22 protein-coding genes are annotated in these 24,393 nt (G+C 39.8%); 5 read left to right on the top strand and 17 right to left on the bottom strand.

The window, feature by feature from the left end; genetic code table 11:
- Positions 1-60: 60 nt before the first annotated feature.
- On the bottom strand, positions 61-1,212 hold the full coding sequence (nagA, locus tag UE46_RS08315) for an N-acetylglucosamine-6-phosphate deacetylase (protein WP_036062297.1): 1,152 nt from the start codon (positions 1,210-1,212) through the stop codon (positions 61-63).
- The gene (locus tag UE46_RS08310; RefSeq protein ID WP_036062294.1) at positions 1,212-1,979 is read right to left on the bottom strand and encodes a DeoR/GlpR family DNA-binding transcription regulator; all 768 of its coding nucleotides are present in this window, start codon (positions 1,977-1,979) and stop codon (positions 1,212-1,214) included. Before UE46_RS08310 ends, nagA begins: the two co-directional genes overlap by 1 nt.
- Positions 1,980-2,180: 201 nt before the next feature.
- On the opposite strand from UE46_RS08310, the gene UE46_RS08305 reads away from it, so the two are divergent.
- Both UE46_RS08305 and UE46_RS08300 read left to right on the top strand, forming a co-directional pair.
- Positions 2,181-2,663: a DUF2975 domain-containing protein gene (locus UE46_RS08305; protein ID WP_118907536.1), complete on the top strand. Its 483-nt coding sequence runs from the start codon at positions 2,181-2,183 to the stop codon at positions 2,661-2,663.
- Between the two features lie 12 nt (positions 2,664-2,675).
- A complete protein-coding gene (locus UE46_RS08300) occupies positions 2,676-2,885 on the top strand; it encodes a helix-turn-helix domain-containing protein (protein WP_036062292.1) in 210 nt (69 codons plus the stop codon).
- 47 nt (positions 2,886-2,932) lie between these two features.
- On the opposite strand, the gene UE46_RS08295 is transcribed toward UE46_RS08300, so the two are convergent.
- Entirely contained in the window at positions 2,933-3,313 is a 381-nt protein-coding gene (locus tag UE46_RS08295) for a MerR family transcriptional regulator (RefSeq protein WP_077912580.1), read from the bottom strand.
- Positions 3,314-3,394: 81 nt separating this feature from the next.
- On the opposite strand from UE46_RS08295, the gene UE46_RS08290 reads away from it, so the two are divergent.
- Positions 3,395-3,721 (top strand): inorganic pyrophosphatase, encoded by a 327-nt coding sequence (locus UE46_RS08290; RefSeq protein ID WP_051493027.1) that lies wholly within the window; start codon positions 3,395-3,397, stop codon positions 3,719-3,721.
- Between the two features lie 265 nt (positions 3,722-3,986).
- Here UE46_RS08290 and UE46_RS08285 read toward each other — a convergent pair whose 3' ends face one another.
- The 10 genes from UE46_RS08285 to UE46_RS08240 form a co-directional block, all read right to left on the bottom strand.
- Positions 3,987-4,457, bottom strand: a complete 471-nt coding sequence (locus UE46_RS08285; protein WP_233230913.1) for an SRPBCC domain-containing protein — start codon at positions 4,455-4,457, stop codon at positions 3,987-3,989.
- Between the two features lie 27 nt (positions 4,458-4,484).
- A complete protein-coding gene (locus UE46_RS08280; RefSeq protein ID WP_118907534.1) occupies positions 4,485-5,732 on the bottom strand; it encodes an MFS transporter in 1,248 nt (415 codons plus the stop codon).
- 19 nt (positions 5,733-5,751) lie between these two features.
- The gene (locus UE46_RS08275) at positions 5,752-7,020 is read right to left on the bottom strand and encodes an alkaline phosphatase family protein (RefSeq protein ID WP_036062284.1); all 1,269 of its coding nucleotides are present in this window, start codon (positions 7,018-7,020) and stop codon (positions 5,752-5,754) included.
- Between the two features lie 67 nt (positions 7,021-7,087).
- Positions 7,088-8,125: an AI-2E family transporter gene (locus UE46_RS08270; RefSeq protein ID WP_036062283.1), complete on the bottom strand. Its 1,038-nt coding sequence runs from the start codon at positions 8,123-8,125 to the stop codon at positions 7,088-7,090.
- A gap of 117 nt (positions 8,126-8,242) precedes the next feature.
- A complete protein-coding gene (gene murB / locus UE46_RS08265; RefSeq protein WP_077912582.1) occupies positions 8,243-9,139 on the bottom strand; it encodes a UDP-N-acetylmuramate dehydrogenase in 897 nt (298 codons plus the stop codon).
- Between the two features lie 45 nt (positions 9,140-9,184).
- On the bottom strand, positions 9,185-10,024 hold the full coding sequence (locus UE46_RS08260) for a hypothetical protein (RefSeq protein WP_118907533.1): 840 nt from the start codon (positions 10,022-10,024) through the stop codon (positions 9,185-9,187).
- A gap of 116 nt (positions 10,025-10,140) precedes the next feature.
- Positions 10,141-10,737, bottom strand: coding sequence for a class I SAM-dependent methyltransferase (locus UE46_RS08255; RefSeq protein ID WP_036062281.1), 597 nt, complete (start codon positions 10,735-10,737; stop codon positions 10,141-10,143).
- Between the two features lie 298 nt (positions 10,738-11,035).
- Positions 11,036-11,920 carry a translation elongation factor Ts gene (tsf, locus tag UE46_RS08250; RefSeq protein ID WP_036062279.1) on the bottom strand — a complete coding sequence of 295 codons (885 nt, stop codon included), beginning with the start codon at positions 11,918-11,920 and terminating at the stop codon, positions 11,036-11,038.
- Between the two features lie 84 nt (positions 11,921-12,004).
- Positions 12,005-12,781, bottom strand: coding sequence for a 30S ribosomal protein S2 (gene rpsB / locus UE46_RS08245; protein WP_036062278.1), 777 nt, complete (start codon positions 12,779-12,781; stop codon positions 12,005-12,007).
- Between the two features lie 199 nt (positions 12,782-12,980).
- Positions 12,981-14,843 carry a multicopper oxidase domain-containing protein gene (locus tag UE46_RS08240; protein WP_051493026.1) on the bottom strand — a complete coding sequence of 621 codons (1,863 nt, stop codon included), beginning with the start codon at positions 14,841-14,843 and terminating at the stop codon, positions 12,981-12,983.
- Positions 14,844-15,229: 386 nt separating this feature from the next.
- On the opposite strand from UE46_RS08240, the gene adhE reads away from it, so the two are divergent.
- Entirely contained in the window at positions 15,230-17,830 is a 2,601-nt protein-coding gene (gene adhE, locus UE46_RS08235; RefSeq protein ID WP_036062274.1) for a bifunctional acetaldehyde-CoA/alcohol dehydrogenase, read from the top strand.
- 88 nt (positions 17,831-17,918) lie between these two features.
- Here adhE and UE46_RS08230 read toward each other — a convergent pair whose 3' ends face one another.
- Positions 17,919-19,214, bottom strand: coding sequence for an arsenic transporter (locus tag UE46_RS08230; RefSeq protein WP_118907532.1), 1,296 nt, complete (start codon positions 19,212-19,214; stop codon positions 17,919-17,921).
- Between the two features lie 292 nt (positions 19,215-19,506).
- Here UE46_RS08230 and UE46_RS08225 point away from each other — a divergent pair, with 292 nt between their 5' ends.
- The gene (locus UE46_RS08225; protein WP_036062272.1) at positions 19,507-19,923 is read left to right on the top strand and encodes a VOC family protein; all 417 of its coding nucleotides are present in this window, start codon (positions 19,507-19,509) and stop codon (positions 19,921-19,923) included.
- A gap of 66 nt (positions 19,924-19,989) precedes the next feature.
- Here the strand turns inward: UE46_RS08225 and UE46_RS08220 are convergent, their stop codons facing one another.
- The 3 genes from UE46_RS08220 to acnA all read right to left on the bottom strand — a co-directional run bounded on the left by UE46_RS08220 (position 19,990) and on the right by acnA (position 24,318).
- Positions 19,990-20,571 (bottom strand): DNA-3-methyladenine glycosylase I, encoded by a 582-nt coding sequence (locus UE46_RS08220; RefSeq protein WP_036062270.1) that lies wholly within the window; start codon positions 20,569-20,571, stop codon positions 19,990-19,992.
- A gap of 21 nt (positions 20,572-20,592) precedes the next feature.
- Positions 20,593-21,525 (bottom strand): aldo/keto reductase, encoded by a 933-nt coding sequence (locus UE46_RS08215; protein WP_036062268.1) that lies wholly within the window; start codon positions 21,523-21,525, stop codon positions 20,593-20,595.
- An 84-nt stretch (positions 21,526-21,609) separates the two neighbouring features.
- Entirely contained in the window at positions 21,610-24,318 is a 2,709-nt protein-coding gene (gene acnA / locus UE46_RS08210) for an aconitate hydratase AcnA (RefSeq protein ID WP_118907531.1), read from the bottom strand.
- Between the last annotated feature and the right edge of the window lie 75 nt (positions 24,319-24,393).

Below are 24,393 nucleotides of genomic sequence, written 5' to 3'. Positions count from 1 at the left end.
ATTTTTTGATTGATATGATAAATTCTATTTATCAGCATACTTTAAATTTGACTTAAAAGCTCAAAAAACTATACCATTAATCCACGTTTTAACAACATTAAATTCCTCATCAACTAAGACCAAATCGGCCACAAAACCTTCTTTAATAGATCCAACATTAGCCATCCCTAAAATGGTCGCTGGCGTGCTGGTAGCCATCTGAATACTGTTTTCTAAGGGAATACCAAACTCTGTACTAAGTTGTAAGGAACGGTTCATAGTCACTGTACTAGAAGCCAATGTGCCATCATGTAAGCGTGCTACACCTTCCTTGACGGTTACTTGATGTCCTCCAAATAAATACTCACCATCACCGACACCCATGGCTTGCAACGCATCTGTCGTCAGTACCATTTTGTCGGGCCCTTTTATTTTATGCATTAACCGAACAATCCCTGGATGGAGATGTACGCCATCAACAATTGCTTGCACGCTGACAGAGTCGTCTTCCAAGGCTGCGGTTACTAATCCTGGTGCCCTGTGATGGATCGCTGGCATGGCATTAAAACAGTGCGTAATATGTGTTGCTCCATGGCTGAATGCAAGTTGAGCCTGCTCGTAGGTCGCATTAGAATGAGCAATCGCCACAACCACGCCACGTTCCCTTAAAAAGTGTATAAGCTCCAGGCCACCTGGTAATTCTGGCGCTATTGTCACCATCTTAATTAGACCGTCTGCCACATCGAATATTGTTGCCATTTCCTTTAAATCGGGATGGCGTAAATGGATAGGATTTTGCATGCCCTTTTTCTCTACATTAAGATACGGGCCTTCCAAGTGTATCCCCGCAATTTTAGCGCCTTCTTCTTTACCTATTACCGCTTTCGTTTGCTCAATCATTAACAATAAAACCTCTAAACTAGAACTAACCGAAGTTACTAAAAAGCTAGTGCAGCCAGTTTTTGCGCATGCTCTTGAAACTGCTTGAATACTTTCCGTTGTCCCATCCATCATATCAAAATTATGCGCTCCATGAATATGAACATCGATCATGCCAGGTATTAGCAGCTTATTATCACCATCAATAATATTTTCTTGAAAATATTCGTCTACGTTTAAGTCTTCTAAGTCCTCGCCGGTCAATACTCGCTGGATTTTATTTCGATCAATAACAACGGCCGCCTCAACTAAATCTTGACCTTGAGCTATTCTTACATTTTTAATAATCGTCATTATTTCCCTCCTTCTTTCACAAGCACCACATCGATTTCCTTTGCAATCATGACATTCATGAGGCTTGGCGGCAAAGCTTGATCTGTAATGATCTTGTTGATACCTGTAAAATCGATTTTATACGCGGATTGTTGATTAAACTTGCTACTGTCGATTAACAAACACACCTTCTGAGAATTTTGAATAATACCTCGCTTAAGGTGACTATCGGCCAATTCTGAGTAATATATCCCTTGCTCCGTTATTCCAGCGGCTCCGATAAAAGACCAATCGAAATTAAACTGATTTAATTGCTGCAAGACTGCTTCACCAGTTAGTATACGAGATTTCGCATTAAAAAAACCACCAAGTAAATAAACTTGATTACTTCCCTCTTGTGAGACGGATAAAGCATTGTCCATGGAATTTGTCACGACAACCAAATCATGAGCCACTAAGTTAGCTGCTAAAAAATGAACCGTTGTGGAAACATCTAAATATATCGTCATTTCCGAATCTAGTAAGTGACCCGCCTCTTTCGCGATCTCCTCTTTTTCTCTTGCTCGCTTAATTAAGCGACTCGAATAGTTTTCGATCTGTGCTTTTAAAAGCGGGCGCGAAATTCCACCAGGATACCGTTCTGCCAATCCTTGCTCTACTAATATCACTATATCTCGACGCACGGAGTCTTTTGAAATATTGAAAATCGACATCAATTCCTTCTGAGAAATCTTCGGTTGCTTTTCTAGTATGCTGAGGATCTTAGCCAATCGTTCTTGTTGATTCATAAGCCAACCTCCTTAAGTTTACGCGATTATTAAATAATTTTATGTAAGTCAATTATAATCTTTATTCACTAATTGTCAACCAAATCAAATATAGAATGGAATCCAGATAGTGGTTTCAATAAAAATAAAGATATATATTTATTGTAAAACGATATATATTTTGCTATTATCAATATAATACTATTAAATGAGGTGTTTATTATGAAGCGAGGATCTACTCTCTTCTTAAAGATTGTTGTTCTTCTTATGGGAATTGCAATACTTGCTGCATGCGTTATTCCGTTACCACTACTTGCCACAGAAGTCAGTAAAAGAGCTCCCGAGTTTACCAAGTTGCTATATCCAATATTAATGACGGTGTACATTACTGTTATCCCTTTTTTCATTGGTTTGTATCAAGCTATCAAAGTTCTAACATTTATTGATAAAAAAGTGGCTTTCTCCGAGCGTTCTGTTCACTCCTTGAAATGGATCAAATATTGTGCCATTATTATTAGCTCACTATATGTACTTTGTTTGCCACTTTTTTATTTTTTAGCAGATAAAACCGATGCTCCAGGTATTATGATCATCGGACTTATTCTTACATTTGCATCTATCGTTATTGCCACATTTGCTGCGGTTCTTCAAAGACTTTTACAAGAAGCAATTAGTATCAAATCAGAAAACGACTTAACGGTCTGAGGTGACTAAGCTATGGCGATTATAATAAATATTGACGTACAACTGGCTAAAAGGAAAATGAGTGTTACCGAACTATCCAAAAAAGTTGGCATCACAATGGCTAATATTTCGGTTCTGAAAAATGGTAAGGCAAAAGCAATCCGGTTCTCCACCCTAGAAGCTATTTGCGCAGCACTCGAATGTCAACCTGGGGATATTTTAGAATATAAAAATGAGAAATAAATAGAGCAAGTTCCCATATGAATCATGTTTGGGAGCTTGCTCTATTTTTAGAAGTCTCTTAGTTTTTTCTCAGCAGGTATCATATGGCTCGCATAATTATCAATTTTAAAATCTAGACGGTCTAATGCGCTTTGCATCATGTCAATACGATCTTGCAGCTCATTTCGCTGTTCTTTTAAAAGTTCTACACGTGCGGGTGCGGTGTCATCTCCTTCACGAAAAAGGCTTAGATATTCAATTAAGGATTCAATGGATAGCCCTGCTTTACGCATCTGACGGCTGAATGTGATCCAACGCAGATCTTCATCATCGAATATACGAACACCATTTTCATTTCTTTGCACTGGTGGAATGAGCCCTATTCGCTCATAGTAACGAATCGTATCGGCAGAAACATTCGCCTCTGCGCTTACCAATTTTATATTCATCCATACAACCTCCTTTAAAAATAAAACCTGCCTTTCTTTCATGCTATAATAAGCAATATATCGAAACGAAAGGAGAAATACATGAAAAAATTTGAAGTGACTGTCACAATCGACAGACCTATAGGCTACACAGACGCATTTAATAATGTATATCCGGTAGACTATGGATTCGTTGAAAACATCATTGCTGGGGACGGCGAATATCAAGATGCCTATATACTGTCTGCGTCTGTCGTTCCTACAAAAAAGTTCTCCGGCGAAGTAGTGGCTGTTATCGTTCGAAAAAATGATGTAGAAGATAAATGGGTTGTCATGTCTAAAGGCGAACACATAGATATAGCTACCATTCAATCTAAAACCAATTTTATAGAACAATATTTCGACTCAGACATTATGCTTCTTGTTTAATTTTCCACCCTTTTAGTATACATCTTGGAGTTCACTTCAAGTCAAGCATATGCGAAAAGAGCCTCCAATGTTTGTACAGCATCCCGGAGGCTCTTTCTTTTAGGTGTAATTAGTCTAGCCGTTTCGTACACGTCAAAAGTCGATCTTTCACGATGGGGAACTTTTGCATGAGTCGTAAGGAATAAACCGCACTTAAAATACTAATAAGCGTCCAATCCATCCACGCTGCCGCCTCTTCCTTCTGAGCGAATGAGTTGTTCAATTCTTAGTTCATGACTGCTTGATACTTATCAAATAGCGCTAGAAACTCTTCTTCTGTAAAGGATACGTCTTTATCTTCTAAAATACCCTGAATTTTTTGTAAGCACATGTACCAACCTGCAATGTCACGTGGTGTATGTGTCGTCAACTCCGTTATTTCTTCCGTGAATCGTAGCACTGTTGTTGCTTCTTTTTCGATGAGCTCAAATCGAACGACATTCTTATCCCACGTGTACTCCAATACAGATTTAGGATCATAAATGGTGATCGTCATCTCTTCGTATTCGCCATTCCCAAAATCAAATAAGATCATACCATCAACGCCAGACTCGCCGACGCTTAGTTCAGGAAACCATTGGGCAAAACCTTTCGTTGTTGCAATAAGCTCCCATACTTTAGGGCGCGGGGCATTTAGCTCTAATTCAAATGACATAACGCCAGATTCTTCGGTTATTTTTTGATAGTTTTCTTGCATCGTACATCTCTCCATTTCATATTTTAATTAAGGTTGGTCTAAAACAGGTATTGGCTTCACAAATAAGAATAATACGCCACCGATAACGAATAAAACGACGAGACTCGCAACACCGTATTGTGTGTGGCCAGTGACTTGAGCGATGACTCCCATCAGTGCCGGGCCCATAATTGCTGAAAATTTGCCGAAAATATTATAGAATCCGTAAAATTCATTGGATCGTTCTTTAGGGATGATTTTGCCGAAATAAGAACGGCTTAGCGCTTGAATGCCTCCTTGAGATGTCCCGACAAGCATGGCTAAAACCCAGAAATCAGTCGTTGTTTTCATGAAAATAGCGTAGATACAAATGATAATATAAATCGAAATCGCGACAAGTATGAGAGATTTACCACCGAATCGTTTCGCTAGTTGACCGTATATAATCGTGAACGGGAACGCCACAATTTGCGTGACCAACAAGACAATGATCAGCGTGGTGTCTGAAATCCCAAGATCAATCCCGTAGGACGAGGCCATTCTGAAAATCGTATCCACACCATCGATATAAAAAAAATACGCGACTAGAAACAGAACAATATTGCGGTACTGTTTTATATTTTTAAGCGTCTTACCAAGCCTCGCGAAACTGCTTCGTACGGGCTTTTTATCATGTGGAATGTAGTAAACTTGTTGCACATTACGCCAAAGTGGTATCGTGAAAACAGCCCACCAGACAGCGGTTAGTAAAAAGGCGCCATTTAGCAGCATCGTTTGACTAATTGGCAAGATTCCCGTCGCTTGAAAGATGATGAAAACGACAAACGGAATGCAACTTCCTAGATATCCAAATGCATAACCGAAAGACGAAATTTTATCCATTCGGTCATTGCTGGTGACGTCTACTAAAAACGAGTCGTAGAATATATTAGCTCCAGAAAAACCGATCAAGGATAACATATAGAATATCAGCAGCAACATCCATTGATCGCTCGGAACGAACACAAAGCCAACTGTAAAAGCGATACCGATCCAGGTGAATAAACTGAAAAACCGTTTCTTGAAAAACTGGTAATCAGCAATGGTCCCTAAAATCGGCGCCAGTAGCGAAATAAATAGCGTACCGAGCGAATTCGCATAACCCCAGTAAGCCGTTGATACATGATCTGCAATACCAGCGTTACTCGCCACCCCTTTAAAGTAAATCGGTAAAATCGCCGTTGTAATCATAATAGAATACACCGAGTTGCCCCAATCTTGCAATACCCAGCTCTTCTCTTGTTTCGTCAATTTCATTTAGATGTATCCCCTTTTCTTAATCAAAAATACCTTCTATCACCGTACCAGCTGTTCCAGGGAAGTCAATATTTAAAATGGCTGCAAACGTTGGCGCGGCGTCAATTAATCGTGAGCGCTCTATCACTGCTCCCTTTTTGATACCCTGTCCAAAGGCAATCATGGTTGTATCATAGTTTGGCTTTTGCGGTGAATAGCCATGTACGGCGCGATAATAGTCTGGCCTCCCAATGTCCTGCGCCTCGATTTTTTGAACAACATCACCTACTGCTGCATCTTTAAAATAGTAACCTGCCTTGGCTTCTATCATTAAAGCGCACGTATCATCTGCTCCAAATGCTGCTGCTTCCTCAGCGCTAAAAATCTTTTCAATACCTTCTAATGGCTCTATTAGCGCCCGAATCTGGTCTATATCCGTATCATCTTTAGCATAAATATAACACGAACCATCGCAACTTTTAGCGTAGACATCCCAATCTGTTATTTTTCCATTTTGTACAGATAAGAAATGATGCTCGGCGAATAGCGCGTTTAACTGGATGGCCTTACTCACATCAATCTGATAATGATCTCCTAAAACAATGAATGTCGTCTCTGCGTATGTACCATTTCGCTTCGTCGCCTCGATAATCCTTGCTAACCGGTCGTCGTGGCGTTTTAGCGCTGCGTGTGCTTCAAGTGATCTAACCCCGTGGGCATGCCGCATACTATCCATATCCACTAAATGCACAAGTGTGAGATTCGGTTTTTTGCGAAGAATCGTGTCTTCTACTGCGGCTGTCAAAAAGTTATCTAAGTCTGGCTGGGCAATTCCTTTTCTTAAATGGCCAAAACGATGGTTCATTTCTATCAAAAAGCCTGGCGAACTTCCCCACAATGAAACGGCGACTTGACTCAGCCAAAATCGATTCGGGAAAATTTCAGCAATATTATAATCGATCGAACTACGCGCTGCCACTGGCCATAAAAAGGCGGCAGTGCTTAACCCTGCTTGTTTTGCGGCATCGTATAAGGTGGGAACTTTGATTGCATTACGATACCAATACCAATCTGGTGACGCCTTTTCTGGTTGCACCTTCGTGTTGTTTATAATACCATGTGTTTTCGGATAATGTCCCGTCATGATCGTCGTATGCGCTGGGTATGTGAGCGAGGGATAGATCGTTTCAACAGCTGAAACATGCGTCCCATTGTTTTTCAGAAAAGCAAGTGTGGGTAAATCGGTGAGATCTTCCAAGTCAGCCTTTCCGAGCGCATCTAAAGAGATAATTTGCAAATAGCGACTCATATTTTTCATTCGTTCCTTTCGTCAAAAAAACCGAGAAAATAGCAGAAGCAACTTCCTCAGTTCTAACTTACTTGGTGACTTTTTTATCAGGATGCACCATGACCTCATCTTCGTTAATCACGCCGAGAACATCTAAGAAGAACATGAATACTGGAATACCAACGATTAGTCCCCAGATGCCGAAGAAATGTTCTGAAAAAATCAGCACAATAAACGTATAAAAAACAGGTAAATCAGTCTTAGCGGACATCAATTTCGGATTTAAAATATAGGATTCGATCGCGTGAATGACAACCACAAGTACTAGAATAATGAGTACGTAGTTGATACCACCGATAGCATAAGCGATAATCGTTAGCGGTATCATTGAGATAATAACGCCCGCTACTGGAATCAGGCCCAGTAAGAAAACCATAATTGCAAGTGAGAATAGTTGCGGGAAGCCCATGATCCATAGAGCGATCGTTGTTAGTACGCAGTTGACCAGTGCGATCATAAATTGCGCTTCGATCACTTTTCCGAATGTTTCTGTGAACTTAGAACCGAAATATTTTAGCTCGTCGTAAACGAAGGCTACTTTACTCTGACCAAATTTACTAGTAAACAGGATCAATTGTTCTTTTCCAAGTGAGAAAAATAGGCTCAAAATAAGCGCAATGAAAATATTCATCGTTACGACACCGATATTAGCTAAATACGAGAGTAGGAACTGAATACCATCGTTCGCATATTTCGTTATTTCAAATTCTTTAGCAAGGGACATGATGTAATTAACAGATTCGTTGTTTCCTGGATTCGTGTAAAATTTAGTAACAGACCTAATCAGCTGATCTAGTTGTTCGATTAGCATTGGTATGTATTTAACAACGATAAGTGAAATGCCGAGTGCGATAAACACATACAAAATAATCACGATGACTTTCCTATAAATCGAGATCCGCTTCAAAATAAAATTCTCCAGACGATTGATTAGAAATGAGAATATAAAGGTGAGCAAGATAATATCGATCATACTTCTAAGTAGATATAGAACGACGGCAACTAATATAAAGACAAGTACGCGTCGGAAACTACGATTGTAAAACAGTTTTATTACAGCATCCAAATTGAAATCCTCCTAGTTTGATTCTGACTCATTCTATTGTAACAAAAAAACACTGTTGATGCATGCTATCTATTAAAAAAACTCTTTAGCTCAACATCTAAGCCAAAGAGTTTACAATTACTTATCTTCTCCAATAATTTTTACTTCAGTTTCAAGCAAAACACCGGATTTTTCTGAAACTGTCTTCTGCACGTGATCGATAAGCTCCATATAATCTGTTGCTGATGCATGATCGATGTTCACGATAAATCCAGCATGCTTCATGGACACTTGTGCTCCGCCAATTTGATGACCTTGTAAACCAGCATCTTGAATGAGTTTCCCCGCAAAATGACCTGGTGGACGTTTGAATACACTACCACATGAAGGATATTCTAGTGGTTGTTTTGCTTCGCGCATTTCTGTTAGCTCTTCCATTTTTAAGCGGATCGTATGTGGTTCAGCGAGCGTTAATTCAAATACGGCTTCTAGTACAACGTAATGATTGTCTGCGATCGAACTTTTGCGATATTTGGCTTCTAACTGGTCTTTTTGAAGATATTTCAACTCACCAGTTGGTGTTAGTACCGTAGCTTCGATTAACACGTCAGATATTTCGCCACCGTAAGCGCCAGCGTTCATGTAGAGCGCACCACCGACGGAACCTGGAATACCACAAGCGAATTCTAAACCGCTCAGTGAGGCTTCTAATGCAAAGCGAGAGACATCGATGATTTTAGCACCACAGCCAGCAATGACCTTCGTACCTTCCCGTTTAATCGCATGAAGCGCATCTAAGTACATCACAATCCCACGAATCCCGCCGTCTTTAATAATCAGGTTCGATCCGTTTCCGAGAATGGTTAGTGGTACGTTATTTGTATTGGCGAATTTAATCGTTTCAGCAGCTAATTGATGACTTGTCGGCATAACAAATAAGTCTGCCTGGCCGCCCGTTTTTGTGAAAGTATACGCCGCTAAATCTTCATTCGGTTTTACAATAAGTGTTGGAATTTCTTGCTTTAATTGTTCCATAATTTGAGTTGTGTACATACGCCTTTACCTTTCTATTGGCTCTAATTAGCCTTTCTTATTACGAATTAACGGGGTAATCCGATCCATCGACGGCTCATATGCGCGACAATAGGATTCGTACGCCTTACCAAATTCTTTTACGCATGCCGGAATGGCTTGATCACGATTTAACTTTAAGCCATTTTCTAACATTGGAATCAGCGAAATAATTTGGTCGAAAATATGTCCTGCTTGGGCCTCACTTAGTACAAACGCTAATTTTGATAGTTGTCGGCGTTGCTCTGGTGGCAACATCTTACCATGTGTTTGCGTCCATTTTAACATTTTTTTACGGATATCACGTGTTTTTTCTAAGTATAGACTTTGTCCGTAGGCAGCGATTGCATAAGCTAGCGATAAATCCTCCGCATGATGCCAGTCTTCCTCAAAGATCTCTTGCTGCGCCTCAATTTTTTCATTTAGTAGCGTGATATCTTCTTGATAAATATCCAATTTGCGTTGCTGTTGCTTATATACCTCGAGGGCAAGATTTAACTGGTCAATGTCAAGCTGCATCTTCTCTCCAAATAAACCCTTCTCATTCAAAATCCGCTGTACTTTTTCAACACGCTCTGCTGTAATGCTATCGCGTTCTTTGACAACGTGTGTTCGTTTTTTCAAGTATTCAAAGTAAAAGCTATATTTTTGCACGTAAATGAGAACTTGCTCCGCGGTATTTCGGTCGACTGTTAAGCCATTAGGATCTACAACCACTACGCCAGCCATTTTGCCGAGCATCGAGTAAACGATAACTTCAAAAAGCGTACCATTAATACGAACTTTGTACGGTAACGAGTGATTATTTTCTAGCATTTTTTTATATACTTTGGGATTTTTATTTACCATCCATATCACCTTCACTAAGCATTTTCAGTATCTATACTTCTATTATAAAGGAAAATCATCAAAATGTCAGGAGAAAGTTTTATTAGTTTACATAATAATATTATGAGCAATTAACTCTATTTATAACTAACAGCTATAAACATATCAGCATCTTGCTTCATGAATACTTTTTCGCCATGATAAAATATATCGATATCAGTCGACTCAAAGCCAGTACTCGCAAGCCATTTTTTGAGTTCATTTGCATCAAAACCATTATGAACAGTAGGATGATCAATGCGTTCATTTTTATCAAAGTCAACAATAATTAGCTTTCCTCCATCATTTAAAGTTCCATACAATCTTTCTAAAATGAGTTTAGTATCTGGAATATGTAAAAGAACCAGCGAAACTAAAATAATATCCGCTTTGGTTGCACTAACGTCCTTCGTGAAATCTGCAACTAATGTCCGCGCATTTTGAATATTAGTTTGTGCTATTTTATCACGGATTATCTCTACCATGCCTTCTGAGGAATCAATTAGTGTAATGGAGTTCACCAGATCCGTTAGCTGTAAACCAATTAGTCCAGTTCCACTTCCATAATCGATGAGTGTTTTATTTTTAGCTTCCATCAATTCTTTCTTTACTCTGCTGGCAACGATATTAGCGAGTTCGATCCGGCTTTCTGAATCATAATTTTTTGCCATTCTTTCAAAAATATTATCTTCCATCTGTAGTCTCATCCTTTACTTTGTCGTTTTATTTTTTTCAAACAGCCATATGATTAGTAAACATCCTAATACTTCTATTGGGATACTTACAATAAACCATAAAATAGTTCGCGGGAAAATCTCATAATAGTAGTACATTGAAACTGTTAGCCAAATAAATAGTAGAATATACTTTACGATGCTTCCCAAGAAATCACCTCTTACATCTGTGTTGTAGCTATTTAGATTTTGTTCCTTAAAAGAAAAACCTACCATTCTTTACGAATAGCAGGTCCTTAAGAATCACTTAAAACGTGATTTATTTTTTCACTTGATTCATAACTTCTTCAACAAAGTTGTCTTCTTTTTTCTCTAATCCTTCGCCGACTTCAAAGCGAACGAATGATTTGATTGTAGCGCCTTTTTCTTTAACAAATTGGCCTACAGTTACGTCTGGATTTTTAACGAATGGTTGATCTTCTAGGCTAATTTCGCTAAGGTATTTCGTTAAGCGACCTTCGACCATTTTTTCAACGATGTTAGCTGGTTTGCCTTCGTTAAGAGCTTGCTCTGTAAGGATTTTTCTTTCGTGCGCAATTTCGTCTTGAGAAACGTCATTACGAGAAATGTATTTAGGATTAATTGCTGCAACGTGCATTGCAACATCTTTCGCAATCGCGTCATCAGAAGTTCCTTCAAGAACTACTAATACACCAATACGTCCACCCATGTGAATGTATTCGCCAAATGCGTGATCAGCAACTTTTTCTTTAATTTCAAAACGACGAAGAGAAATTCTTTCACCGATTTTTTGGATTGCTTCATTGATGTAGTCTTGTAAAGATTGCCCATTAGGCATTTCCGTTTTTAAGGCTTCATCTAAGTTATCTGGACGAACAGTTAGTAGTTGGTTTGAAATGTCTTGTACTAATTGAATGAATTGGTCATTTTTAGCTACAAAATCTGTTTCCGCGTTGATTTCAAGTACTGCAACATGTTTGTCATTGCTGACAACACTTGTCATACCTTCTGTCGCGATACGATCTGATTTTTTAGCAGCTTTCGCAATACCTTTTTCACGTAGGTAGTCGATTGCTAAATCCATATCTCCATCTACTTCTACTAATGCTTTTTTACAATCCATCATACCTGCACCAGTTTTTTCACGTAGTTCTTTTACCATTTGAGCTGTAACGTTAGCCATTTACAATTCCTCCTAATATAAAATTGTTTGAAAAAAGGTGATAAGAGATTGCCACTTATCACCTTGTTAGTTTTAAATCATATCTTATGCTTCTGTTGTTGGTTCTTCAGCAACTGGTGCTGCAGGTTTTTCTTCAACAACTGGAGCTTTTACTTCTTCAACAGGAACTTCTTGCTCTTCACCTTGGTTTACTTCGATGATAGCATCAGCCATTCTAGCAGTTAAAAGTTTAACCGCGCGGATAGCATCGTCATTTGCAGGAATTACGTAATCAATTTCATCTGGATCACAGTTTGTATCTACAATACCGATAATCGGGATGTGTAATTTACGAGCTTCTGCAACAGCAATACGTTCTTTACGAGGGTCAACGATGAACAAAGCATCTGGAAGACCTTTCATATCTTTAATACCGCCTAGGAATCTTTCTAATTTCTCTTGTTCTTTCTTAAGTAGAACAACTTCTTTTTTAGGAAGGACTTCGAAAGTACCGTCTTCTTCCATTTTTTCGATTTTCTTAAGATGTTTAATACGTTTTTGGATTGTTTCAAAGTTTGTCAATGTTCCACCTAACCAACGATGGTTAACGAAATATTGACCTGAACGGATCGCTTCATCACGTACTGAATCTTGCGCTTGTTTTTTAGTTCCTACAAAAAGGATTGTTCCACCGTCAGCAGAGATTTCTTTCATGAAATTGAAAGCTTCGTCTACTTTCTTAACAGTTTTTTGTAAATCGATAATGTAGATACCGTTTCTTTCTGTGAAGATATATTTCTTCATTTTTGGGTTCCAGCGACGTGTTTGGTGGCCGAAATGTACCCCAGCTTCTAACAATTGTTTCATTGAAATAACAGGCATGTTATTCCCTCCTATGGTTTTATTTTTGCGGATTTTCCGCCCTCCGCGTGAATCAACCAGACAAAGACTTGCAAGCAAGCACCTTTTGTACTGTCCTCAACGCGTGTGTGATTTAACACTGTTTTCTATATTAGCATAAAAACCTTCGTATGACAAGTAAATGCAACGTTTATCTTACAAAATAGCGAAATGTTTTCTCTTATTCGTGCGTATGTCCAGAAAATGGTGTGTACACATTGTCATACTGCAGGTGCATCATCATTCCGTTGGTCGCATGGTCCAAGTTATGGCAATGATCCATCCAAATTCCTGGATTATCAGCTTTAAATGCGACTTCATATGTCTCACCAGGCTTTACGTTTAGAGTGTCTGTCCACCAAGGACTACCCGTTGTCGCTTCCCCATTACGCGTCAGAACAAGCATGGTATGTCCGTGTAAGTGCATCGGGTGGTGACCATAACTCCTATTGATAAACGTCGTCTTCACTAGATCCCCCTCACTGACCATGAGCATCGGTGTGTTTGGATAAAGCATGCCGTTAATCGTCCATAAATGATGCACCATACCGTCGAAAAAGGCTAACTTACTGTCAAATACCATCGTAAATTCACGATCAAATCCACGAGATAAATCTAATCCTGTTGCTTTTTGTTCACCGTATTGCTCCGGTTTGAAAACTTCTTTTGGAATATCATGAGAAGCTTCGGTTGTTCTCGTCGTCGATTGGAATTCCCATCCTCCTGCCTCATCTTTTGCATCAAATAACCGCACTGCATGATTTGGCATCGTGAATGTAATATCCATGCGTCCGCCAGCTGGCACCTGTAAGTACGTATCTTTTAGATTTGTTGGTCGATAGATGGCGTTCCCGTCAATCGCAGCCACTTGATACGAAGCTCCGTTCAGAATGATTTTTTGTGGCTTATTATGTGCATTTCCAAGACGGATTCTGACTTTAGTACCTGGTTTTACAGTTTTCGGCAAACTTCCATTAGCTGATAGTAGTGCGCCATCTTTATCTATATATTTCGGAGCAACGAAGCCCACGATTTCGAGTTCATTTTGTGTCCTGTCTTTTGGTTCAACAACGAGCGACCCAAATAAACCATGACCTACTTGTTCGGAAGACTGACTGTGAGAATGGTACCAAAATGTCCCCACTTTATCCGCTTTGAAACGGTACGTATGACTCTCCCCAACCCCGACTGCTTTTTGCGAGATATCCGGGACACCATCTTCTGAGATCGGTACGTCATATCCATGCCAATGAATCGTAACGCCATCCGCAATATCTTTGTTCATTAAAGTTACCTCCACGACATCCCCCTGTTTTACGCGAATCGCAGGCCCGGTCATTTCTCCATTAAAAAGCCATACTTCTTTTTTCGTCCCATCAGGAACCGTCATCCTTTTTTTTGCCGCTGTAAAACGATAGCGCTTGGTTACGTCCGCTTTACTCGGTCCAGTCAAGGTAGTTACATCCGTTTGATTCTGCAATTTCGTCGCATTTCCACCGCCCCAATCCATAATCATATCTTGCCCATCAGCCTTCATTTCATTTGCGTTCCATATGAGCGACACGGAAATAAAAGCAAGAATTGTAAAGACACTACCAACAATAAGCCAGCTACGCTTTGCTCGATCTGCCAGCCATTTATTCCATGCATATAATAGAAAGAATGCGAAAATTGGTACACCAAAACATTCGAAATATTCCCTAACGCTCGGAAATGCAGGTATTTGGAAAGCAATCATAAAAACAGCAAACCAAGATATGAAAATCGCATACCGTTTTGTCACCGTTCGCCAGCTCGTGTGTTCCCGAAAAATCAAGACTAGCAAAATTGGAGACAAAACCATTGGTGCTAACATCCCAAAAATTTGCCGAATAAATTCCCAACCAATAGTCAGGCTTGCAAGTAGCGCAACGGCACACCAAGCTATGAAAAAAAAGCCATTTACGATAAATAAAGCTCTGGTACCTTTAAAGAAAAAAACTGACCAAATAACTGCCATTGCCACCAGTATAAAAATAGAACTCCCAAAAAACATCATATACATCTGTATGTAACTCCTTTTTATCTATATATTGTCATTTCTATTTAAGTATACTACAAATTGCACAATCTTTCTTAGCAATCGCTAGTAAAATTATGTTATACCGTTGAGAAAACAACGTAGAAAATCACGCTATTCTCTTATTTTAACTATGTCAAAAGGTGTGCTAGTCTCTTTTTAGATATGCCTATTTTCCCATTTTAAACACTAAGTGAATGTTTTCACAAAAACAACTAGACAAAGACTTTGTGAAGTGTTACACTTACTTTATAAATAAGAAACACAAAAAAAGGACGGCGAGTCGACCGCCGCAATTTTTTTGAAATAACAGGGACATTAAATGTCACGAGAGGACGTTTTTAGTCCCAATATCATTGGAGGGTTCAAAAATGGCAATGAAAGAAAAAGCTGTAAATGAAGAAGTAGAAGTTCAAAAGGTAATTGATAAATTAGCAAGTAATGGACAAAGCGCACTGAAAGCATTCGCTGACTTTGACCAAGAAAAAGTAGATAATATCGTTCATGCAATGGCACTAGCTGGTCTTGATCAACATATGCCTCTTGCTAAACTAGCGATTGAAGAAACTGGTCGCGGTATTTATGAAGATAAATGTATCAAAAATATTTTTGCAACAGAATATATTTGGAATAGCATTAAAGCAGATAAAACAGTCGGCATTATCCATGAAGATAAACAAACCGGTGTTGTTGAGATTGCAGAACCAGTCGGCGTTATTGCTGGGGTAACTCCTGTAACTAACCCAACTTCTACTACACTATTTAAAGCTATCATTGCTATTAAAACACGTAACCCAATCATTTTCGCATTCCACCCAAGCGCTCAAAAATGTTCTTCTGAAGCCGCTCGTGTTGTTTATGAAGCAGCAGTTGCAGCAGGCGCTCCAGAACATTGTATTCAATGGGTTGAGAAACCATCACTAGAAGCGACAAAACAATTGATGAACCATAAAGATGTAGCGCTCGTGCTTGCTACAGGTGGTGCAGCAATGGTTAAATCAGCGTACTCTACTGGTAAACCTGCTCTTGGCGTTGGTCCTGGTAACGTTCCAGCTTACATCGACAAAACAGCGAAAATCAAACGCGCAGTAAACGACCTAATCCTATCTAAAACTTTCGATCACGGTATGATTTGTGCTTCTGAACAAGCTGTCATCGTCGACAAAGAAGTTGCCAAAGCTGTAAAAGACGAAATGGAAGCGAACAAATGCTACTTCGTTAAAGGCGCTGAATTCAAAAAATTAGAAAGCTATGTTATCAATCCTGAAACACACGCGTTAAATCCAAATGTTGTAGGTAAATCCCCTGCTTGGATCGCAAACGAAGCTGGATTCAAAGTTCCAGAAGATACAAAAATGCTCGTAGCTGAAATTAAAGGTGTGGGCGACGATTACCCACTATCTCATGAAAAACTAAGCCCAGTCCTAGCTTTCATTGAAGCGAAAGACCAAGCACAAGCTTTTGATCGTTGTGAAGAAATGCTTGTATACGGTGGTTTAGGTCACTCAGCAGTTATTCATTCAACAGACCGCGAAGCACAACTAGCATTCGGTTTACGTATGAAAGCATGTCGTATCATTGTGAACGCACCATCTGCTCAAGGCGGAATCGGCGACCTTTACAATGGCTTCATCCCTTCCCTAACACTAGGTTGCGGATCTTACGGTAAAAACTCTGTATCACAAAACGTTAGCGCAACAAACCTTTTAAATGTGAAACGTATCGCAGAACGGAGAAATAATATGCAATGGTTCAAACTGCCACCAAAAGTATTCTTTGAAAAATATTCTACACAATATCTACAAAAAATGCCGAACATCGAACGCGTATTCATCGTAACTGACCCAGGAATGGTGCAATTCAAATATGTTGACGTTGTTATCGAACACTTGAAAAAACGCAGTAACAATGTAGACATTCAAGTATTTGCAGACGTAGAACCAGATCCATCTGACGTAACTGTTTATAAAGGCGCAGAACTAATGAAAGACTTCAAACCAGATTGCATTATCGCACTCGGTGGTGGTTCCGCAATGGATGCTGCCAAAGGTATGTGGTTATTCTATGAACACCCAGAAGCTTCATTCTTCGGTTTGAAACAAAAATTCTTAGATATTCGCAAACGTACATTCAAATATCCTAAACTTGGTGAAAAAGCGCAATTCGTTGCCATCCCTACTACATCTGGTACTGGATCTGAGGTTACTCCTTTTGCGGTTATTACAGATAAAGAAAACAACATTAAATACCCACTTGCAGATTACGAATTGACTCCAGACGTAGCAATTGTCGATGCACAATATGTGATGACAGTTCCAGCTCACATCACAGCTGACACAGGTATGGACGTATTAACACATGCGATCGAGTCATACGTATCCGTAATGGCAAGCGATTATACTCGTGGATTGTCTCTACGTGCCATTGAAATGGTATTCGAATCATTACGCGCTTCCGTTCTTGAAGGTGACGAAGATGCTCGTGAAAAAATGCATAATGCTTCCGCTATGGCTGGTATGGCATTTGCCAACGCTTTCCTAGGAATTAACCATAGTTTAGCTCACAAAATCGGACCTGAATTCCATATCCCTCATGGTCGTGCGAATGCTATCCTTATGCCACACGTTATTCGTTACAATGCAACAAAACCTAGAAAACATGCGTTGTTCCCAAGATACGAATCTTACCGCGCAGACCAAGATTACGCACAAATTGCTCGCGTACTAGGGCTTCCAGCTTCTACAACAGAAGAAGGCGTGAAATCACTAGTTGATGCAATCATCAGCCTTGGTAAAGATTGCGGAATCGAAATGAGCTTGAAAGGTCAAAACGTTGACAAGAAAGCATTCGACGCAGTGGTTGATACACTTGCTGATCGCGCGTTCATGGATCAATGTACGACTGCTAACCCAGTTCAACCGCTCGTTTCCGAGTTGAAAGAAGTTTATATGAACGCTTATAAAGGTGTTTAATTTATAACTATATAAAAAAGAACAGCCCCTCCCTCGGGCTGTTCTTTTTTTATGCTACAACTTGTTTACATAATTAAATTATCGTTTACTACGCCCAAATAAGCAACGATATATACAATCCAACCAATGTGATAAATAAAACTGGCAGTGTGATGACAATTCCAATTTTAAAGTACATTACCCAACTTATTTTCACATTTTTTTGAGCTAATACGTGAAGCCATAAAAGTGTTGCTAAAGAACCAATTGGCGTGAGTTTAGGTCCTAAATCAGATCCAATAACATTGGCATAAATCAGCGCTTCTTTCATGATACCTGTAAAAGGAGTATGGTCAATCGCAAGTGCATTAATCATCACGGTTGGCATGTTGTTCATGATGGAAGACAGAATCGCAGCAATGAATCCCATCCCAATCGTACCCGCGAATAATCCATAACTACCGATGTATTCCACTGCACTGGCTAACACTTTTGTAATCCCTGCATTTTGTAGACCATAAACAACCACATACATGCCTATCGAGAAAAATACAATACTCCAGGGTGCTCCTTTAACAATTTTTTTGGCGTTGACAGCTCTACTATTTCGAGCTAGTACTAGGAAAATAAAAGCAATGAGTAATGCAATGAAGGAAACTGGTATCTGTAAAAGGCTACTCAAAAAGTACCCAGTGACCAAAATAGCTAAAACAAACCAAGAGATATGAAACATTTTTAAGTCCTTAATCGCAGAAACGGGTGCTTTAAGATCTGTCGCATCGTATCTTTTTGGTAAGGCTTTTCTAAAGTAAACATATAATATCAAAATGCTAGCGATCAGGGAGAATAGTGTCGGTAACCACATAATGAGAGCATATTGCGAAAAAGTGATGCCAAAAAAGTCTGCCGAAACGATATTTACTAAATTACTTACTACTAGTGGTAAAGAAGTTGTATCTGCAATAAATCCGCTGGCAATAATGAAGGGAAATACTTTCTTCTCATCAAATTTTAGTGCCCGAACCATCGCTAAAACAATTGGCGTCAATATCAGCGCTGCCCCATCGTTCGCAAAGAAAGCCGCAACCAACGCTCCTAATATTGCAATCAGAACAAACATCAATATTCCATTTCCCTTGGCTAGCCTCGCCATATGTAGTGCCGCCCACTCAAAAAAACCGATTTCATCTAATATAAGCGAAATAATGATAATGGCGATAAAAGCTAATGTTGCATTCCAGACGATTCCTGTCACCGTAAATACATCTGTAAAACTTACAACACCTAGTAATAAGGCAATAATGGCGCCACCACAAGCAGACCAGCCTATAGATAAATTTCTAGGCTGCCAAATAACGAAAATAAGTGTGCATATAAACACCAAAATCGCTAATGTTACTTCCATTTCCCCAACCTCCCAAAAGCCGTGTGCTATGTATATTGATTGCCGGCCAATATATAAAGATAAATCTATGAATTAGATATACATTTTCTTGATGATAGTAAACCGATACATAGATATTTATCTATATACAATATAAACCCCAAAATAATGTACGTCAAGTATTTCACTGCAAATTAGAAATACTTTGGATGACCCTACGCTTTTACTTGTATGTTAGTGGATTTTTAGCTATGTATACCTTATACTATCTCTATCACCTAGCGTGGTAATTTATTCATTAGGAGGAAACACAATGGCAAATACAATACCTTACTTAGAGCTTAACGGAAATACGAAAGAGGCTTTGGAATTTTACGGGAATGCTTTCGGTGCAACACCAACTATGGTTCAGACTTATGCCGAGATGGGTGATTCACGTGGTGATGAGACTCTTGGAAATCGCATTGTCCATGCACGTCTTGAAAAAGATGGTGTAGAGCTGCTTTACTTCTCAGATTCTTATACTGATGACGAGTCCGTAGTTGCTGGTAACATGCTTTCCATCGCTTTTATGTTCGATGATGAAGCTTCACTAAAAGCAACTTACGAGATATTTAAAGATGGTGGGCATGTGTCTATCGAGTTGCAAGAAATGCCTTGGGGTGGTACTTATGCGAAATTAACAGATAAACTTGGTGTTGAATGGCAATTAAACTGGCAAAAAAGCTAAGTTTATTTAATGAAAGCGAGGCAAGGGTTCCAAATAACGGGACTTTTGTCTCGCTTTATTTTTTTGTTATGTCAATTTTTCGCGGTTTTCTGTATGGAAAGGGCATGTTATCACATGATCATCAATCATCCCGATTGCCTGCAAGTAAGAATAGATAATAACAGGACCTACAAAGGTAAATCCACGCTTCTTTAGGTCTTTACTAATTTGTTGCGATAACTCATTTTGAGCTGGCATTTGGGCCATATCTGTCCAATGATTGATTATCGGTTCACCGTTTGAGTATCCCCAAATATAGTTAGCAAATGAACCGAATTCCGCTTGAACTTTCAAAAAGGCAATCGCATTTTTGCGCACGCCACCTATTTTTAGTTTATTTTTCACGATTTCTGCGGTTTCACGAATATGTTCTAATTCTTCATCAGTCATCACTGCGCATTTATTTGGATCAAATTGATGAAAAGCATTTTTGTATGCTGCTCGTTTATTCAAAATCAGGCGCCAAGATAAGCCGGCTTGTGCACCTTCTAAATTGAGCATTTCAAATAAATAATACTCATCACGACTTGGGACACCCCATTCTTCATCGTGATAGCCTTGTTCTACTGTATCATTCATTGCCCAACCGCATCGTTCTTGTTGCATGATGTATCGCCCTTCTTTCTTTTATTATTTAAATAGAGCTCGAACTTGTGCTATTTCTTCTTTTGTTAGTTTCGCATCCAGTGTTTTCATATTCGCGCGAACTTGGTCAGGGCTTTTGGCGCCTGGAATCACAACATCGATTCCGTCGATACCAAGCGTTGTAGCAAGGATAATGTTTGCGATGGAAACTTGGTGTTGTTCTGTTAAAGCCTTGAGACTATCCACTTTTGTGATAATATCCAAGTATTTTTGGCCTTGGAAATGCGGGCGCTCTTTTCGGAAGTCTTGGGGCGGATTTTGTTCGGTAAACTTCCCTGTTAATAGGCCACTTGCAAGCGGTGTGTACGGTATAAATGAGATCTCGTTTTCGATACAATAGGGAATCATATCGGCCTCTAATTCAGGATAGATCAATGAATATTTGTCCTGTACGACATCTACGTAACCATCTTTATTCGCGGCAGCTAACGCCTCCATGTTAAAATTAGACACACCGATAGCGCGTATTTTCCCTGCTTCTTTTAGTCGTTGTAATGCTCCAACTGCTTCGTCCGGAGGGGTTCTTCCATCTGGGAAATGGATGTAGAATAGGTCGATATAGTCCGTTTGTAAGCGCTCCAATGCGATATCAACGGCTTCTGTCAAAAATGCTGGAGAATTATCAAGTTTGATTTGATCTCCATTTACGATATGCGCGGCTTTTGTCGCTAAAACAACATCCGAACGGCGTCCAGTCTCCGCTAAAATTTCACCAATTAATTCTTCGGAACGTCCTAAACCGTACATAAACGCGCTATCGAAAAAGTCTGCACCTTCTGTTAGAGCTACTCGGATCGTTTCACGACTAACTTCTTCATCGATATTTTGAAATAGATTATGCGCCCCAATAGTATTTGCCCCAAAGCCGATTGGCGTCACGCGAAGTCCTGTTTTCCCAATTTCCACTCTATTTTCCATCTCCAAAAACCTCCTCATTTATCATTATGCTTCATGATAACATAAAACGAGACCAAACGCACGTTCTTGTTTGGCCTTGTTTTTTTATTTTTTCAATTTTCCACGTAAAACCATTGGTAAAATACCACCGTGACGGTAATAATCAATTTCTACATCAGAATCAAAGCGAACTAAAGCTTCAAATATTTTCACAGAACCATCTTCGGCAACAGCTGTTACTTTCACAAAATCTTGTGGAGCCACTGTTTCATCAATCGCAACACTAATTGTTTCGCGACCTGTTAAGCCAAGTGTTTCTGCACTTTCACCGTCTTTAAATTGTAACGGCAATACGCCCATCATCGCAAGGTTTGAGCGGTGAATCCGTTCGTAACTTTTCGCAATAACGGTTTTAATTCCAAGTAGGTTCGTGCCCTTCGCTGCCCAGTCGCGTGAGGATCCCATCCCGTAATCATCGCCTGTCAAAATAACAAGTCCAGTTCCTGCTTCTTGGTATTTCATCGAAGCATCGTAAATTGCCATGACTTCTTCGGTAGGCCAATATGTTGTGTAACCGCCCTCTGTGCCTGGTGCGACTTGATTGCGAATCCGAATATTAGCGAATGTTCCACGCATCATTACTTCATGATGACCACGGCGCGAACCGTAGGAGTTGAAATCGCGAATCGCAACGCCATGTTCTTGCAAATACTTCCCTGCTGGCGTATCTTTTCCGATTGCTCCTGCTGGTGAAATATGATCAGTTGTAACAGAATCTCCGAATTTACCAATAACACGAAGGCCATTTAGCGGTTCAACGGTTCCTGCTTCTGGTGATAAATTCTCAAAAAATGGTGGATTTGCAATGTATGTCGATGCCCCATCCCAATCATAAAGCGCTTGTTCCGACGTTGCAATCGCATTCCATTCCTCATTTTGACTGAAAACATGCGCATATTGTTCGCGGAAAAGCTCAGGTGTCACCGTTGCTTCAACGAGCGCCTTCACTTCTTCTTGCGCTGGCCAAATATCGCTTAAGAAGACGTCCTGGCCATGTTTTCCTTTGCCAATCGGTTCATTTATCATATCAATATTTGTTGTTCCAGCAAGCGCGTATGCCACGACAAGCGGTGGTGAAGCTAGGAAGTTTGCTTTTACTAACGCATGAATCCGTCCTTCAAAATTACGGTTCCCACTTAATACCGCCGATACAAGCAAATCATTCTCGATGATAGTTTCTTCTATTTCATCTTTTAGCGGGCCAGAGTTACCGATACACGTTGTACAGCCGTAGCCAACGAGATCAAAGCCTAAATTTGCAAGGAATGGAAGTAAACCTGCATCTTCTAAATAACCTGTTACGACTTTAGAACCTGGCGCTAATGACGTTTTCACGTATTTCGGTACTTCTAAGCCTAATTCCACTGCTTTTTTAGCAACAAGTCCGGCGCTTAGCATCACATAAGGATTCGATGTGTTTGTACAACTTGTGATCGCAGCAATCGCGACAGAACCTGTTTTCATCGTTGATTGATCGCCATTTCCGAATGTTACTTTGGCTTCTTTGTTTAAGTCTTTCTTCGTTAATCCAAAGCCCTGATTACCATTTGGTGCAGTAATCGACGCTTGGAATGTTTCTTTCATTTTAGAAAGTGGAATCAAATCTTGCGGACGTTTCGGACCAGAGAGATTTGGCTCAACTTGGCTTAAATCTAATTCGACAACAGATGTGTAGTTTGGTTCTACATTTTCAGGCGTGAAAAATAAATCATTCTGTTGTAAATATTCTTTTACTAGCGCGATATGCTTTTCTTCACGTCCAGTCAGGCGTAAATACGTCAGTGATTCCTCGTCTACTGGGAAAAAGCCACACGTTGCGCCGTATTCTGGGGCCATATTCGCGATTGTTGCGCGGTCAGCAAGTGGTAATGTCGACACACCTTTTCCGAAAAACTCGACAAATTTGCCAACAACTTTCTTTTCACGCAATACTTGGGTTACTTTTAAAGCTAAATCCGTTGCTGTTGCGCCACTTGGCAATGCGTTAATCAGTTTGACACCGATAACTTCTGGGATTGGGAAATACGATGGTTGGCCAAGCATTCCTGCCTCCGCCTCAATACCACCAACACCCCAGCCAAGTACGCCGATACCGTTGATCATCGTTGTATGAGAATCTGTTCCGACAAGGCTATCTGGGAACGCGGTGTATTCGTTTTTAGCTACTTCATTTGCAATGACAACACTCGCTAGATACTCCAAGTTTACTTGATGGACGATCCCTGTTGCAGGTGGAACTGCGCGGTAATTATCGAATGATTTTTGCGCCCAATTTAAAAATTGATACCGCTCCATATTCCGTTCGAACTCGAGTTTCATGTTGATTTCTAGTGCTTCTGGATTGGCATAGCTATCCACTTGAACGGAGTGATCGACAACGAGGTCTACTGGAATTTCTGGATTGATATCTTCTGGATCGCCACCTAAATCAGCCATCGCTTTACGCAATGAAGCCAAGTCTACAACAGCTGGTACCCCAGTGAAATCTTGCAAAATGACGCGGGCAGGTTTAAAAGGTACTTCCCCATCATTTTTGCTGTTCGCATCCCAATGTGCTAAATTTTCAATATGTTTATCTGTGATGATTCGTCCGTCCGCTTGGCGTAATACAGATTCAAGTAATACGCGGATTGAGTAAGGCAGTTTTTTAATGGATGTTTTACCATCCGCCTCAAGTGATTTTAATTGATAATAATGATACGTGTCGTCGCCGATTTGAAACGTCTGCTTTGCTTTTTCATTCCATTTTGTCATCATTTTTTCCTCCCACTGTGTCATCCCTTTTTTGAATGACCATTCGCTCTCGTTGCGCTCTTCTACTACTCTATT

This window comes from Listeria weihenstephanensis (genome assembly GCF_003534205.1).
GTDB classification, from domain to species: domain Bacteria; phylum Bacillota; class Bacilli; order Lactobacillales; family Listeriaceae; genus Listeria_A; species Listeria_A weihenstephanensis.
This window is presented reverse-complemented; position numbering and strand designations above follow the sequence as displayed.

Excerpts from the sequence above, each read along its gene's own strand:
- UE46_RS08300 (WP_036062292.1), top strand. The coding sequence starts at position 2,676 with ATGGCGATTATAATAAATATTGACGTACAACTGGCTAAAAGGAAAATG.
- UE46_RS08255 (WP_036062281.1), bottom strand. The coding sequence starts at position 10,737 with ATGGAAGATAATATTTTTGAAAGAATGGCAAAAAATTATGATTCAGAA.
- murB (WP_077912582.1), bottom strand. The coding sequence starts at position 9,139 with ATGGAACAATTAAAGCAAGAAATTCCAACACTTATTGTAAAACCGAAT.
- UE46_RS08305 (WP_118907536.1), top strand. The coding sequence starts at position 2,181 with ATGAAGCGAGGATCTACTCTCTTCTTAAAGATTGTTGTTCTTCTTATG.
- UE46_RS08280 (WP_118907534.1), bottom strand. The coding sequence starts at position 5,732 with ATGAAATTGACGAAACAAGAGAAGAGCTGGGTATTGCAAGATTGGGGC.
- UE46_RS08295 (WP_077912580.1), bottom strand. The coding sequence starts at position 3,313 with ATGAATATAAAATTGGTAAGCGCAGAGGCGAATGTTTCTGCCGATACG.
- UE46_RS08290 (WP_051493027.1), top strand. The coding sequence starts at position 3,395 with ATGAAAAAATTTGAAGTGACTGTCACAATCGACAGACCTATAGGCTAC.
- UE46_RS08260 (WP_118907533.1), bottom strand. The coding sequence starts at position 10,024 with ATGGTAAATAAAAATCCCAAAGTATATAAAAAAATGCTAGAAAATAAT.
- UE46_RS08285 (WP_233230913.1), bottom strand. The coding sequence starts at position 4,457 with ATGCAAGAAAACTATCAAAAAATAACCGAAGAATCTGGCGTTATGTCA.
- rpsB (WP_036062278.1), bottom strand. The coding sequence starts at position 12,781 with ATGCCTGTTATTTCAATGAAACAATTGTTAGAAGCTGGGGTACATTTC.
- tsf (WP_036062279.1), bottom strand. The coding sequence starts at position 11,920 with ATGGCTAACGTTACAGCTCAAATGGTAAAAGAACTACGTGAAAAAACT.
- adhE (WP_036062274.1), top strand. The coding sequence starts at position 15,230 with ATGGCAATGAAAGAAAAAGCTGTAAATGAAGAAGTAGAAGTTCAAAAG.
- UE46_RS08230 (WP_118907532.1), bottom strand. The coding sequence starts at position 19,214 with ATGGAAGTAACATTAGCGATTTTGGTGTTTATATGCACACTTATTTTC.
- UE46_RS08275 (WP_036062284.1), bottom strand. The coding sequence starts at position 7,020 with ATGAGTCGCTATTTGCAAATTATCTCTTTAGATGCGCTCGGAAAGGCT.
- nagA (WP_036062297.1), bottom strand. The coding sequence starts at position 1,212 with ATGACGATTATTAAAAATGTAAGAATAGCTCAAGGTCAAGATTTAGTT.
- acnA (WP_118907531.1), bottom strand. The coding sequence starts at position 24,318 with ATGACAAAATGGAATGAAAAAGCAAAGCAGACGTTTCAAATCGGCGAC.
- UE46_RS08225 (WP_036062272.1), top strand. The coding sequence starts at position 19,507 with ATGGCAAATACAATACCTTACTTAGAGCTTAACGGAAATACGAAAGAG.
- UE46_RS08310 (WP_036062294.1), bottom strand. The coding sequence starts at position 1,979 with ATGAATCAACAAGAACGATTGGCTAAGATCCTCAGCATACTAGAAAAG.
- UE46_RS08215 (WP_036062268.1), bottom strand. The coding sequence starts at position 21,525 with ATGGAAAATAGAGTGGAAATTGGGAAAACAGGACTTCGCGTGACGCCA.
- UE46_RS08240 (WP_051493026.1), bottom strand. The coding sequence starts at position 14,843 with ATGTATATGATGTTTTTTGGGAGTTCTATTTTTATACTGGTGGCAATG.